This is a genomic window from Pseudomonas sp. LB3P14 (assembly GCF_054898045.1).
Genome location: NZ_CM142714.1, coordinates 2531958 through 2545848, shown reverse-complemented (window position 1 = coordinate 2545848; position 13891 = coordinate 2531958). Strand labels below are relative to the sequence as shown.

Genomic DNA, 13891 nt, shown 5'->3' with positions numbered 1-13891 from the left:
TCAGGCATTCCGTGGCAGGCGCAGGGTCAGCCAGAGGCCACCCAAGGGAGAGTGGTCGGCCGTCAGGCTGCCGCCGTGGGCCAGGGCGATGCTATGACAGATTGCCAATCCGAGGCCGGCCCCGCCACTGGCGCGATTGCGTGAGGCTTCGCCGCGGTAGAAACGCTCAAACAGCCGGGGCAATTGTTGCGCTTCAACCCCGGGGCCGGAATCGAGGAATTCGATGCGCACGTCGTCGCCATCGATGGCAGCGCTGATGCGCAGTACACCGCCCGGATCGGTATAACGCACAGCGTTTTCCAGCAGGTTGCCGAACAGTTGTTGCAGGCGCTTGGGGTCGGCCTCCAACCGCAGCGGTTGCGCCGGCAGGTCCAGCTCCAGACGCAGCTGCGCAGCGTTGCAGCGCTCTTGAAACATGGCCGCGCTGCTTTCCAGCAGCTCGTTGAGCACGCATTCGCTCTTGCGATAGTTCAGTGCGCCGACGTCCGCCAGGGACAGCTCGTAAAGGTCATCCACCAGTTTGCTGAGCATGCCGACTTCGCCTTGCAGCGACTTCATCGAGGTCTGATCGAGGGTGCGCACGCCGTCCTCGATGGCCTCCAGTTCACCGCGCAATACCGACAGCGGGGTGCGCAGTTCGTGGGAGACATCGGCCATGAATTCCCGACGCATCTGTTCGTTGCGTTCCAGCGTGTACGCAAGCTGGTTGAAGTCGCGAGCCAGTTGGCCCACTTCGTCGTCGGACGACACGGTCACTCGATTGCTGTATTCCCCGGCGGCCAGACGGTGAGTGGCCGCGGCCACCCGTTTGACCGGTTCGAGCAGGGTGCGGGCAATCCACCAGGCGATCAGCATCGCCAACAGCAACGAGAGCACCCCCATCGCCAGGCTGGCACGCCATTGATACTGCTGAAAGCGTTCGCCCCCTGCTTCCGTCACGCTCTGGAAAGGGGTGACTGCCAGCCAACCGACGGTTTTGCCGGCCACTTCGATCGGACGCAGCAAGGCGTCATCTCCGATCGCGGGGTAACCGGTGACGCGTTTTTTTTGCTGATCCAGCAAGGCTATGCGGAACAACGCGCCCGTCAGGTCAGAGGGTGATGGAATCCTCAGCTCGTGGAACACATCTCCATCCCTCGGCTCCGGCCGCATGATCTCGAACCAGCGATCCGGCTGGTTGCGCAGGAATTCCCAGTTGCCCTCACGCTCGTAGGCGCTGGCCAGGCGCGGCAGCACCGGGGCCATGCGCTCCAGGGCCTGTTCATTGAGGTAGCCGAGAAACCCCCGGCCAAAACTCCAGCTGGTGGCCAGGCCCATGCTCAGGATGACAAACAGCACGCTGGCCAGTACTGCAACAAACAGCTTGGTGGAGATACTCAGTTTCATGGGCTCGGGCGGGTCGGTGAATGGCCCGGTCATTTAGGCCCTGACGCGACGAAGATTCAAGCTCGGCGGGCAATCTTCAATTTTCCTGCACATTTGCCTCGCAGTATGGCGCATGGCTCAAGCCACCCCGTCTTGCAGAGGCAGATATGTCGACCAAACTTTTCGCCAAATCCCTGGTAACCGCCGCCGTTATTCTTTCCCTGATCGTTCTGTTCGTGTTGAGCGGTTGTTCGGCCGGCGAGTCCGCGCCTGTCGCTGTCGCACCAAAAGTTTCGGTGATCACCGTGCAACCTCAGAGTCAGGCGCTGACCACTGAACTGGCCGGGCGCACCCAGTCATTCATGGTCGCCGAGATCCGCCCGCAGGTCGGCGGTATCGTCCAGCAACGCTTGTTTGTCGAAGGCGCCGAGGTCAAGGCCGGACAGGCGCTGTATCAGCTGGATGCGGCCCCTTATAAGGCCGCATTGGCTGAAGCGCAGGCGACCGTGGCCAAGGCCCGCGCCACCCTGAAGTCAGCCCAGGCCACCGCCAAACGCAATGCCCAACTGGCGAAGATCGACGCCATCAGCCAGCAGGATAACGAGGATGCTCAGGCCAGCCTGTTGACCGCCGAGGCCGAACTGCAAGTAGCGCAGGCCGGTGTGGATACAGCGCGCATCAACCTGGCGTATACCCGCATCAGCTCGCCCGTCGGCGGGCGCATCGAAACGTCGACCGTCACCCCCGGCGCGCTCGTCGTGGCCAATCAGGACAGCGCACTGACCACGGTGCAGCAGCTGGACCCGATCTACGTTGATGTCACGCAATCGACCACCGAACTGCTGCGCCTCAAGCGCGATCTGGCCAGCGGCGCATTGCAAGGCAACGGCGAGGGTGAAGCGCGGATCAGCCTCAAACTCGACGACGGCAGTACCTATAACCACGAAGGCCGCTTGAAATTCAGCGGGGTCAGTGTCAACCAAGGCACCGGCACGGTGACCCTGCGCGCCGAGTTCGACAACCCGGAGCATCTGCTGCTGCCGGGCATGTATGTGCGGGCGGTGCTGGAGCAGGCCTGGAATGATCAGGCGATTCTGATTCCACAACAGGCCGTGAGCCGCAGCGCCAGCGGCGTGACCTCGGTGTTGCTGGTGGTCAACGGCAAGGTCGAGCAGCGCGTGCTGACCATCGACCGCGCCGTGGGCAACCAGTGGTGGGTCACCGCAGGCCTGAAGGCGGGTGATCAGGTGATCGTGGAAGGCGGACAGAAAGTCCGCGTCGGCGCCGCGGTGTTGGCGCAAAACACCCGCACTCGGGGACGGACGCTGCACGCCGCCCCCACTGCCATTGCGCAGGAGGGTTGAGCATGGCGCGCTTCTTTATTGATCGACCGATTTTTGCCTGGGTCATCGCCATCGTCATCATGCTCGCCGGCGCGTTGTCCATCAGCCAACTGCCCCTGGAACAGTACCCGGATATCGCGCCGCCGACGGTGCGGATTTCCGCCACTTACACCGGTGCTTCGGCCAAGACCGTGGAGGATTCGGTGACCCAGGTGATCGAGCAGCAGATGACCGGTCTGGACAACCTGACCTATATGTCTGCCTCCAGCAGCTCGGCGGGCAGCGCCAGCATCAACCTGACGTTCAACGCCGGTACCGACCCCGACGTGGCGCAGATGCAGGTGCAGAACAAGCTGCAACAAGTTGAATCGAGACTGCCGCAGTCGGTGCAAAGTGAAGGCCTGACCGTGACCAAGGGCGGCTCGGACTTCCTGATGATTGCCGCCCTGGCCTCCGACAACCCGAGTGTCACCGGTACCCAAATTGGCGACTACATTTCCAGCACTTTGCTTGACCAGATCAGTCGTATCGATGGCGTCGGCGATGTGCAGACCCTCGGTTCGGGCTATGCCATGCGCATCTGGCTCGACCCGGCCCTGCTGGAAAAATACGCGCTGATGCCCTCGGACATCAGTACGGCCCTGGAGGCGCAGAACACCGAAGTGTCCGCCGGCCAGCTCGGCGCCTTGCCGGCGGTGGCAGGGCAGCAGTTGAACGCCACGATCAGTGCCCGCAGCAAGCTGCAAACCGCGGAAGAATTTCGCAATGTCGTGGTCAAGTCTTCAAGCGACGGCGCAGTGGTCTTGCTCGGCGATGTCGCGACGATTGAGCTGGGCAGTGAAAGCTATGACGTGAACTCGGCCCTCAACGGCAAGCCCACTGCCGCCATGGGCGTACAGCTCGCCGCGGGCGCCAATGCCCTGAAAGTCGGCGAAGCGGTGAAGGCCAAGCTCAAGGAGCTGGCGCCGTTTTACCCGACGGAAATGCAGTTGAAAAACGTCATTGCCTACGACACCACGCCCTTTGTCAGCCTGTCCATCGAGGAGGTGGTCAAGTCGTTGGGCGAGGCCATTGTTCTGGTGGTGCTGATCATGTTCCTGTTCCTGCAAAACCTGCGGGCCACGCTGATTCCGGCGATCACCGTACCGGTGGTGCTGTTGGGCACGTTCGGCGTGCTGGCGCTGTTCGGCTATTCGATTAACACCCTGACGATGTTCGCTATGGTTCTGGCCATCGGCCTGTTGGTGGACGACGCAATTGTGGTGGTGGAGAACGTCGAACGGGTGATGGGCGAGCAGGGGCTTTCGGCCCTGGCCGCCACGCGCCAGTCGATGGATGAAATCACCAGCGCACTGATCGGCATCGCCCTGGTGCTGAGCGCAGTGTTTATTCCCATGGCGTTTTTTGGTGGCTCCACGGGGATCATCTACCGACAGTTCTCGGTGACCATCGTCTCGGCCATGGTGCTCTCGGTGCTGGTGGCCATGACGCTGACGCCGGCGTTGTGCGCGACCCTGCTCAAGCCGTCCGATGCTCAGGGCCATGGCGCTCAAGGCGGGTTCTTCGGCTGGTTCAACCGCACCTTCGAGCGCGGTGCCGAGGCCTATAAAGGGCTGGTGGGCGGAATTTTGCAGCGTGGGCGTCGCAGCCTGCTGGTGTATGGGCTGGTGGGGCTGGCGATGGCGGCGGGTTATGCCAGCCTGCCGACCTCGTTCCTGCCGGACGAAGACCAGGGCATTCTCATGGCTCAGGTGCAATTGCCGGTAGGCGCCACCGACAGTCGCACCCAAGCGGTGATGAAGCAGTTCGAAAACTACATGCTCGAACAACCGGAAGTCGAGGCGCTGATCAGCATCACCGGCCTGGGCATGGGCGGCAACAGCCAGAACACCGCCCGCGCCTTTATCCGGCTCAAGGACTGGAGCGAGCGGTTGGGGGCAGGGCAGGATTCGGCGTCCATCGCCCAGCGGGCGACCCAGGCGCTGGCGAGCATCGGTGATGCCAATGTGTTTGTCATGCAGCCGCCGGCCGTGCGCGGCCTGGGGCAGAGTTCCGGTTTCGACTTGCAACTCAAGGATCTCGGTGGCCTGGGGCACGACGCCCTGGTGGCGGCACGGGAGCAGTTCATCGAGCTGGCGGAAAAAGACCCGCGGTTGCTGGGTGTGCGCAGCAATGGTCTGGACGACACGCCCCAGCTCAAGGTCAATATCGATGATCGCAAGGCCGGCGCCTTGAGTCTGAGCACCAGCGACATCAACGCCACCTTGTCGACGGCCCTGGGCGGGAGTTACGTCAATGACTTCCTCAATCAGGGGCGGGTCAAGAAGGTTTATGTTCAGGGCCAGGCGTCAGCGCGCATGCAAGCGGCGGATCTGGATCATTGGTTTGTGCGCAACAGCAACGATGAGATGGTGCCGTTTTCCTCCTTCGCCAGCAGCTCGTGGAGTTATGGCTCGCCGTTGCTGGAGCGCTATAACGGCAGCGCTTCTTTGGAAGTCGTTGGCGATCCGGCGCCGGGCGTGAGTTCCGGCGTGGCGATGGACGCGGTGGAAGCGATCATCAAGCATTTGCCGGAAGGCATCGGTTACGAGTGGACCGGGCAGTCGTATCAGCTGCGCCTGTCCGGTACCCAGGCGCCGCTGCTGTACGGGATCTCGGTGCTGTTTGTGTTCCTCTGCCTGGCCGCTCTTTACGAGAGTTGGTCGGTGCCATTCTCGGTGATGCTGGTGGTGCCATTGGGTGTGGTCGGCGCGGTATTGGCGACCCGTTTCACGGGCTTGAGCAATGACGTGTACTTCCAGGTGGGGTTGTTGACCACCGTGGGGCTGGCGGCCAAAAACGCGATTTTGATTGTTGAGTTCGCCAAGCATCTGCAAGAGCAGGGCAACAGCTTGCGGGAGGCGACGTTGATTGCCGTGCGCCAACGCCTGCGGCCCATTCTCATGACGTCCCTGGCCTTCATGTTCGGCGTGCTACCCCTGGCTTTGAGCTCCGGCGCCGGTTCCGCCGGGCGCCAGGCCATCGGCACCGGCGTGCTGGGCGGTATGTTCAGCGCCACGGTGCTGGGGATCTTCTTCGTACCGCTGTTCTTTGTGCAGATCCGCCGCCGTTTTGGCCGCGCTTCCACGGCTTCGACCTCCACCCAATCCGTCCAGACAGGTGACGCATGATCAAGTTTCACTGGCCATTGCTGGCCGTTCTGGCCCTCGGCGGCTGTGTCAATCTGGCGCCTCAGTATGAGCGCCCTGAAGCGCCCGTCGCCGAGCAATGGCTGCCGGCAGCCAGCACGCCCAAGGGGCAGGTGGCCGCCGACATCGAGTGGCAGCAGTTTTTCTCCGACAGCCGTCTGGCGCGCTTGCAGTCCCTGGCGCTGGTCAATAATCGCGACCTGCGCCTGGCCAGTCTGAACATCGAAAAGGCTCAGGCTCAATACCGCATCCAGCGAGCAGCGGCCTTGCCCTCGATCGATGCCGGCGTCAGCGGCACTCACAGTCGCACTCCGGGCTCGTTGTCCAGCAGCGGCACGGCGGCCACCAGTCATGACTACAGCGCGCAACTGGGGTTGAGCAGTTATGAGCTGGATGTGTTCGGGCGGGTACAGAACCTTCAGGACGAAGCGCTGGAAGCCTATCTGGCGCTGACCGAAACCCGGCGCAGCACACAGATCAGCCTGGTGGCCGAAGTGGCCACCGCCTGGCTGACCCTGGCGGCGGACAACGAACTGTTGCAGCTGGCTCAGGAGACCTTGCGCAGTCAGCAGGCGACCTACGAATTGACCCAGCGCAGTCACGCGTTGGGTGGTTCTTCCGGTCTGGCCCTGGCACAGGCGCAAACCACCGTGGAGTCGGCCCGGGGCGACGTGGCGGTCTATGAAAGCCAGATTCTCCAGGACCGCAATGCCTTGCGCCTGCTGGTCGGTAGCGACATTCCTGATGAACTGCTGCCGGGCGTGAGCCTGCAATCGGCTGCGGCGCTGGTTCAAGTGCCGGCTGAACTGCCATCCAGCCTGTTGCAACGCCGCCCGGACGTCCTGGCCGCCGAACACACGCTCAAGTCGGCCAATATCGACATCGGTGCGGCCCGCGCGGCGTTCTTTCCGAGCATTAGCCTGACGGCCAATGCCGGTTCCGCGAGTTCGGCCTTGTCCGGTCTGTTCAAGTCCGGCAGCGGTGCCTGGACGTTTGCCCCGAGCGTCAGCCTGCCGATCTTCGATGCCGGCAGTAACCGCGCAACGTTGGACGCGGCCAAGGTCGAGCGCGAGATTCAGGTACAAACCTACCAACAAACCCTGCAGACGGCTTTCAAGGAAGTGGCCGATGCCTTGGCGGTGCGCAGCACGCTGGATCAACGCCTGGCGGCCCAGCAAGCGTTGACCGCCGCCAGCCGCAAAAGCTTCGAACTGGCCGACGCGCTCTACCGTGGCGGTTCGCAAAGCTATCTCGAAGCCCTCGACGCCCAGCGTTCGCTGTACAGCGCGCAACAGGACTTGATCACCCTGCGCTTGGCCGAACAGAGCAACCGGGTGAGTTTGTACAAAGTGCTGGGGGGCGGCTGGAATTAACCGCTAGCTGAAAAAAACTCAAGCGACTGTCGGTCGAGCACCCTACGGGAGAGTGGTCTAACCCGTAATGCGAACTGTGCAGTTGCCGAACGCAGGCTTCGCCAGCGGCTACAAAAGGGGTTCAGTCCTTTTTGTATTCGTCATGCCGACGCCACCAAGGCCCCGTTTCATTGCGACCCTTGGGCGCACGATCAAGCCATTGGTACATGCCCCATAGCCCATCCAGCCCGCGGGCAAAGGTGGAATAGGTGTGGAAGATCTCACCGTCCTCGCGCACAAACGCACTCAGCCCCGGTCTGTCGCGCGAGTAAGTGGGCGCGTCGGTGCCGCAGGTGGCCGCGAACCGGGCGACGGCTTCCGGGATTTGTGCTGCGTCCATGGCATGTCCGCCACGCTGGTAGTTGTATTCAACGAGACCTTCGCGCTGTTGCGCTTCGGTGAACGAGACGTTGAAATCGGCGGTGAAGTCGCTGTCGGGCGCGGACGCCCAAGGGAACGTCCAGCCCATCCGCCGCTTGTACGCTTGCAACGTTGCGAGCGGTGCGCGAGACACTGCCACCAATGAGACGTCGTGGTTCGCCAGGTGAATGACGATGCCGTCAAAGCCGTCCGCAATCGCTGAGCAGGACGGGCACCCGGCCTTGTAATCGGGGCCGAACATGAAGTGGTAGACGAGCAGTTGCGAGCGCTTCTGGAAGAGGTCGGCCAAAGAGGCCGTGCCTTCCTCAGTGTCGAATCGGTAATCCTTGTCGACCCGCACCCACGGCAGCGCCTGACGTTGCCGTGCCAGTTCGTCGCTGCGCCGGGTCAGCGCTTTCTCTGCTTCGAGCAGTTCGAGCCGCGCTGTCAGCCATTCTTCACGAGTGGCGATCATGTGGTTGTTCATCGTTGTCCGCTCCGGGTGGATGGTCGTGAATTAGACTAAACAGCGAACATCCGACGGTGGGAGTGACAAATGTGGCGGGATTCCTATGGATTCGCTGATCACAGCCGCAGCACAGGCGCTGGCAGAGGGTGATCCGCTCGGCGCGCTGAACCGGGTTGCGTTGCGCGACGATGCGCCGGCGCTGGCGTTGCGCGGCATTGCGATGGCGCAACTCGGCGATCTGGTTCGGGCCAAGGCGCTGGTGCAGAAAGCAGCGCGGGCCTTCGGTCCGAAGGAGGCCTTGGCTCGGGCGCGGTGTGTGGTCGCTGAAGCCGAGATCGCGCTGGCCTCCCGGGAGTTGGGCTGGCCGGTGAAGGCACTCGATTCGGCGCGGGTGACGCTTGAGGCGCACGGCGATCGAGTGAACGCCGCTCATGCGCGGTATCTGCAGATTCGGCGTTTGCTGCTGATCGGGCATCTCGATGAGGCCGACGTGCTGCTCGCCGAGCTTGACCCCGCACCCTTACCGCCGGCATTGCGCGCTGCGCACGAACTGGTCGTGGCGGGGATCGCGATGCGGCGACTCGAGACGCAGAGGGCGCGGTCTGCACTCACCAGGGCCGAACACGCCGCACGCGATGCCGGTATTCCTGCGCTGACGGCCGAGGTGGAAAACGCTGTCCTTGCCCTGAATACGCCCGTCGCGCGGCTGATTTCCCGTGGTGAAGAACGGCCTCTGTTGCTGGATGAGGTTGAAGCGCTGCTCGGGTCAACGTCGCTGGTCGTGGACGCGTGTCGCTACGTCGTGCGTGGCGCCGGCATGTCGGTTTCCCTCGCCACACGCCCGGTATTGTTTGCCCTCGCACGGGCACTGGCCGAAGCCTGGCCCGCCGACGTGTCGAGGGAAACGCTGATTGCCCAGGCCTTTCGTTTGAAGCTCGCCGATGAGTCCCTTCGCGCGCGGTTGAGAGTCGAAGTCGGTCGGCTGCGCGCGGCGCTTAAACCCTGGGCCGGCGTCACTGCAACCAAGCGTGGTTTTGCCCTGGTGTCGCTGGTTGCCTCCGACGTTGTGGTGCTGGCGCAACCCGTCGAAGAGCAACACGCGGGGGTGTTCGCCTTCCTCGTCGACGGTGAATCGTGGTCGAGTTCGGCCCTGGCACTGGCCCTTGGCGTCAGCCAGCGGACGGTGCAACGGGCACTCGACGAACTGGCCTGCGCGGGCAAGGTGCAGTCGTTCGGTCGCGGCCGGGCACGTCGCTGGATGACCCCGCCGGTGCCGGGTTTCGCGACGACCTTGTTACTCCCGGTGCCACTGCCGGGTGACTAGGATGAACGCCACCCACCCGTAACGAGGAAAACCAACATGAAACAGTCAGCCGCTCAAATCCTTCGTGAATATGGACCCTTTGCCGGTGTCGACAAGGTGCATGGCGTCACCTGGGACGGCCGGCACGTCTGGTTTGCAACCGGCGAAAAACTCAACGCCCTGGACCCCGCGAGCGGCAAGACACTGCGCTCAATCGACGTCGCTGCCCATGCCGGCACTGCCTTCGACGGCCAGCACCTGTTCCAGATCGCCGAGGACCGCATCCAGAAAATTGACCCGCAGACCGGCCGCGTACTCGCGACTATCCCGGCGCCTGGTGGCAGTGACTCAGGGCTGACGTGGGCGGAAGGGACGTTGTGGGTCGGTGAGTATCAGGAGCGGAAGATTCATCAGATCGATCCCGAGACCGGCGCGATTCTTCGCACGATCGAATCCAACCGCTTCGTCACCGGGGTGACCTGGGTCGAGGGGCAGCTGTGGCATGGCACGTGGGAAGGGGATGAAAGTGAGTTACGTCATATTGATTCGAACACCGGCGAGGTACTGGAGAGCGTGAGGTTGCCGGCGGGCGTCGGGGTGTCGGGGCTTGAATCGGACGGCGGCGATCAGTTTTTCTGCGGCGGCGGTGGCAGTGGAACGGTGAGGGCGGTGCGGCGCCCCAAATAAGGCGCCGCTCAATCACTCAAGGCGCCCCAAACAACATCGTCCAGTAAACCCCCTCATCGCTGCGCGCGTCCGCCGCATAGGCTCCACCCATCTGGGTAAACATCGGGTTCATCAAGTTGGCGCAATGCCCCGGGCTGGCCAGCCAGCCCGACATTGCCTTGCTCGGTGAGCCCTGACCGGCAGCGATGTTCTCGCCGATCTGCCGGCCACGGAAACCAGCGGCTCGCGCCCGGTCTGCTGGCATCTCACCGTCGGGGTCCTGGTGTGCGAAGTAGTTGCCGTAGGCCATCGCCTTGCTGTGCCCTTGCGCCGCAGCGCCCAAGGCTGCGTTCCAGGCCAATGGCCGTGCGGCAGCGAAGCGCTGACGACCGCAGAGGCGTGGCTTTGAGCGTGCCGCATTGACCTGTGCCAGCAACGCCTTGCTGACCGCTCGCGTATCGCCCACCTGACTATCGAGCACCGGCCGTGCCAGCACGACCTGCCATTCACTCCGGGCGCGACTGACGCCAATGTCGGCGAACTGGGTATCGAGCAACGCCCCGCAGTAATCACTCTGGAGCATGTCGAAGGCCTCGTCGGCATCCCGCGCACCGACCACACGTATGGTGCGCACCGTCACCGCCTGATAACCGGAGGCTTTCAATCTATCCCGCACACCGCCGCCATAGCCGATCGGAAGGGCCAGGTTCGACTTCAACGACAGCGGCGATAACGCTCGACCCGCACGCCCCGAGCAGCGGTCGGGGTGCGCGCGGTAGTCGTTGATGGCTTCCACCAACTGCCTTTCGGCACCGGCGTGGGCGGGGTTGGCGAACAGGGAAAACAGGGGAATGAAACAGAGCGAGGCAACGCGAAAGGACAGGAGGGTTTGGCGCATGGATGGACAGCTCTGAGCGGGCAAGTGGATTTCACGGCTCGGCTATGACTGGCGCTTCAGTACAAGGTTCACGAGCGCAAGAGACATATTTGCGGTGGGGTCAGTGCGTCCGCCAAAGAGGACAGGGAGGTATCGTATGATGGCTTCTTTTCGCCAGTCACAAGGATTCACTCATGCCGTTAAGCAAACGCGATCAGGCGCACATCGAGCGTCGCCTGGTGGCCACCCTGACCGAGGCGTGTGAGACGGCCAAAGTGGAGATCGTCGGGTTCTGCTGGCTGACCCACGAGGTCGATTACGACCTGTTCCCCTCCAGTCTGAGGGTCATCTGGGTCTTCGATTCGCAGGCCAATAAGGATCAGGCGCTGGCCAGTGGACAGGGCGAGCGCATGCTCGAGTTGACCGCCATTGCGTTAAGCGAAGCGGACGTTCTCGTCAGCCCGGTATCGACCCATGTGCAGTTCGATTCTGAAGAAGCCTGTCAGCGTGCCAATGCCGGAAACTGGCAGCAACGCTTGTCGCGCCCGCTCACTTCGAAAACTTTCGCGCCCCGGCAACGCAAAGGATCACCGCGACGGTAACCCCCAGCATGCCAATGCTGACCTGCTCGTGAAGCAGCGTGGCCGCCAGCGCTAATCCAAAAAACGGCTGTAGCAGTTGAAGCTGGCCGACGGCAGCAATCCCCCCTTGGGCAAGCCCGCGGTACCAGAAGACGAAACCGATCAGCATGCTGAAGATCGATACGTAAGCCAGGCTGATCCACGCAGGTGTGGTAATTCCCGAGAACGAAGCTGGGGCCATGAACCAGGTTAGCGGGATCATGACGGGCAGCGACAGCACCAATGCCCAGGAGATCACCTGCCAGCCACCCAGTGTTCTGGAAAGCTTTGCACCTTCGGCATAACCCAGCCCGCAGGCGAGGATGGCCAGCAGCATGAGCATGTCGCCTGTGGGAGAAGCTGTCAGGCCTTGAGAGATCGCAAACCCCACGACCAACGCGCTTCCCAGGACCGAGAAGAACCAGAATACCGGCCGTGGACGCTCCCCTCCGCGCAACACGCCGAACACCGCTGTGGCGAGCGGCAACAGGCCAACGAAGACGATGGAATGCGCCGACGTCACGTACTGAAGCGCCAGCGCCGTCAGCAGCGGAAACCCTACTACAACGCCCATCGCCACGATCGCCAAGGGCATAAGCTGACGCTTGGCGGGACGTTTTTCTTTAAACAGCACAAGCATGCAAAGCGCAAGGAGCCCGGCAATCGCCGCTCGGGCCACCGTCAGGAACACCGGGTCGAATTCCAGCACGGCTAACCGCGTGGCTGGCAGCGAGCCGCTGAAAATCAGCACGCCGATGAACCCGTTGAGCCATCCGCTCGCGGTCTTTTCCGTCGTTGGGTTTTGCAGGGTCCGTTCCATGTGAGGGCACTCTCAATTTGTAGAGATCCATCGTATGATCGACGGTCACTACAATCAAAAAATTGTCATGGATACATCTAGACATGCCTCGCTCACGGTACAAGTCATTAGTGGATGCTTTTGCGGCTGACATCCGGTCCGGACGATTGTTGCCGGGCACGCGATTGCCGACGCACCGTCAACTCGCAGCGACAGAAGGGCTGGCGCTGGTGACCGCCACTCGGGTCTATGCAGAGCTCGAAGCCATGGGCCTGGTCAGTGGGGAAACGGGGCGAGGCACGTTCATACGGGAGACTTCGTTGCCGCCTGGCTTGGGTATCGACCAGAAAAACGTTGCCGTTGGAATGACCGACCTCAACTTCAACTATCCCTCGCTGCCCGGGCAGGCGGAACTCTTGCGAAATGCGCTGCGCCAACTCGCGTCGGGCGGTGATCTGGAGTCCCTGTTGCGCTACCAGCCACACGCCGGCCGTGCGCATGAGCGCGCCTCGGTGGCGCGGCATTTGCTCGCCCGAGGACTGACGGTGGATGCCGAGCAAGTGTTAGTGGTCAGTGGTGCCCAGCATGGGCTGGCCGTGACAATGATGGCGCTGCTGCAACCCGGTGATGTGATTGCAGCGGATGCGCTGACCTATTCAGGATTCATCGTGCTGGCCGAAGCCTTGCACCTTGAAATCGTGCCCATTCCCGTGACTGAACATGGACCTGACCTGGAGGCGCTGGACAGCCTGTGCGTTCGTCGCCGCGTGCGGGCGGTGTACACGATGCCGACGCTGCACAATCCGTTGGGATGGGTCATGAGTGCCGATCAGCGCGAGTCGCTGGTGACGATTGCGCGCAGGCATGACTTGCTCATCATCGAGGACGCGGCTTATGCCTTCCTTGCTGAGGACCCGCCTGCACCGTTAGCGCAACTCGCCCCCGAGCGGACCGTTTACGTTTCAGGGCTCTCCAAGAGTGTGGCCACCGGATTGCGCGTAGGTTTCGTCGCCGCCCCCACCGAAAAAGTGCCTGCGTTGGAGCGAACGATCAGGGCGACCACCTGGAATACCCCGGGCGTGTTGACGGCGATCGCGAGCACCTGGCTCGACGATGGCACGGTCATGCAGTTGGAAGCTGAAAAACGCCGGGATGCACAGGCCAGGCAAGCCATGGCCGCAGAAGTGTTGGCGGGGCTTGAGTGCGTTCGTCACCCGTCGTCCTATTTTCTTTGGCTGCCGTTGTCTGATGATGCAAGGGCTGACCAGATTGCCGGCGCGCTGATGCGTGAAAAAGTGGCGGTTTCAACCGCCGAGCCTTTTGCCACTTCTGCTCATGTCCCGCATGCGATTCGCCTGGCGTTGGGGTCAGCAGAGATGGGCGCACTGCGTGAGGCGCTTGAAAAAGTTAAGTGGGTAATAGGCGCTTACTCATAGCCCGAAGTCGCCCACCCACCATCTTTTTTTGTTCCCCTCTTGCGCGGCGTACG

At 62.5% G+C, this 13891-nt stretch carries 11 protein-coding genes; 7 read left to right on the top strand and 4 right to left on the bottom strand.

All coding sequences use genetic code 11. From position 1 onward, the window contains the following. On the bottom strand, positions 1-1419 hold the full coding sequence (gene baeS, locus ACYZT5_RS11670) for a sensor histidine kinase efflux regulator BaeS (RefSeq protein WP_462051235.1): 1419 nt from the start codon (positions 1417-1419) through the stop codon (positions 1-3). Positions 1420-1532: 113 nt separating this feature from the next. On the opposite strand from baeS, the gene ACYZT5_RS11665 reads away from it, so the two are divergent. Genes ACYZT5_RS11665 through ACYZT5_RS11655 form a run of 3 tightly spaced genes read left to right on the top strand, consistent with a single transcriptional unit; the run spans position 1533 to position 7269 of the window. Beyond that, the gene (locus tag ACYZT5_RS11665) at positions 1533-2729 is read left to right on the top strand and encodes an efflux RND transporter periplasmic adaptor subunit (RefSeq protein WP_462051234.1); all 1197 of its coding nucleotides are present in this window, start codon (positions 1533-1535) and stop codon (positions 2727-2729) included. 2 nt (positions 2730-2731) lie between these two features. Further along, positions 2732-5878: an efflux RND transporter permease subunit gene (locus tag ACYZT5_RS11660; protein WP_462051233.1), complete on the top strand. Its 3147-nt coding sequence runs from the start codon at positions 2732-2734 to the stop codon at positions 5876-5878. Beyond that, on the top strand, positions 5875-7269 hold the full coding sequence (locus ACYZT5_RS11655; protein WP_462051232.1) for an efflux transporter outer membrane subunit: 1395 nt from the start codon (positions 5875-5877) through the stop codon (positions 7267-7269). The genes ACYZT5_RS11660 and ACYZT5_RS11655 overlap by 4 nt, the downstream gene beginning before the upstream one ends. Before the next feature lie 121 nt (positions 7270-7390). On the opposite strand, the gene ACYZT5_RS11650 is transcribed toward ACYZT5_RS11655, so the two are convergent. Then, on the bottom strand, positions 7391-8155 hold the full coding sequence (locus ACYZT5_RS11650) for a DUF899 domain-containing protein (RefSeq protein WP_462051231.1): 765 nt from the start codon (positions 8153-8155) through the stop codon (positions 7391-7393). An 85-nt stretch (positions 8156-8240) separates the two neighbouring features. Here ACYZT5_RS11650 and ACYZT5_RS11645 point away from each other — a divergent pair, with 85 nt between their 5' ends. After that, positions 8241-9461, top strand: coding sequence for a helix-turn-helix domain-containing protein (locus ACYZT5_RS11645; RefSeq protein ID WP_462051230.1), 1221 nt, complete (start codon positions 8241-8243; stop codon positions 9459-9461). Between the two features lie 36 nt (positions 9462-9497). Continuing rightward, positions 9498-10127 (top strand): Vgb family protein, encoded by a 630-nt coding sequence (locus ACYZT5_RS11640; protein ID WP_462051229.1) that lies wholly within the window; start codon positions 9498-9500, stop codon positions 10125-10127. 16 nt (positions 10128-10143) lie between these two features. Here the strand turns inward: ACYZT5_RS11640 and ACYZT5_RS11635 are convergent, their stop codons facing one another. Beyond that, the gene (locus tag ACYZT5_RS11635; RefSeq protein ID WP_462051228.1) at positions 10144-11004 is read right to left on the bottom strand and encodes a CAP domain-containing protein; all 861 of its coding nucleotides are present in this window, start codon (positions 11002-11004) and stop codon (positions 10144-10146) included. Positions 11005-11177: 173 nt separating this feature from the next. Between ACYZT5_RS11635 and ACYZT5_RS11630 the strand changes: the two genes are divergently transcribed. Then, the gene (locus tag ACYZT5_RS11630) at positions 11178-11585 is read left to right on the top strand and encodes a hypothetical protein (RefSeq protein ID WP_462051227.1); all 408 of its coding nucleotides are present in this window, start codon (positions 11178-11180) and stop codon (positions 11583-11585) included. Here ACYZT5_RS11630 and ACYZT5_RS11625 read toward each other — a convergent pair. Then, positions 11533-12423, bottom strand: coding sequence for a DMT family transporter (locus tag ACYZT5_RS11625; RefSeq protein ID WP_462051226.1), 891 nt, complete (start codon positions 12421-12423; stop codon positions 11533-11535). The genes ACYZT5_RS11630 and ACYZT5_RS11625 overlap by 53 nt on opposite strands. An 83-nt stretch (positions 12424-12506) precedes the next feature. On the opposite strand from ACYZT5_RS11625, the gene ACYZT5_RS11620 reads away from it, so the two are divergent. Then, positions 12507-13838, top strand: coding sequence for an aminotransferase-like domain-containing protein (locus ACYZT5_RS11620; protein WP_462051225.1), 1332 nt, complete (start codon positions 12507-12509; stop codon positions 13836-13838). Positions 13839-13891: the final 53 nt, after the last annotated feature.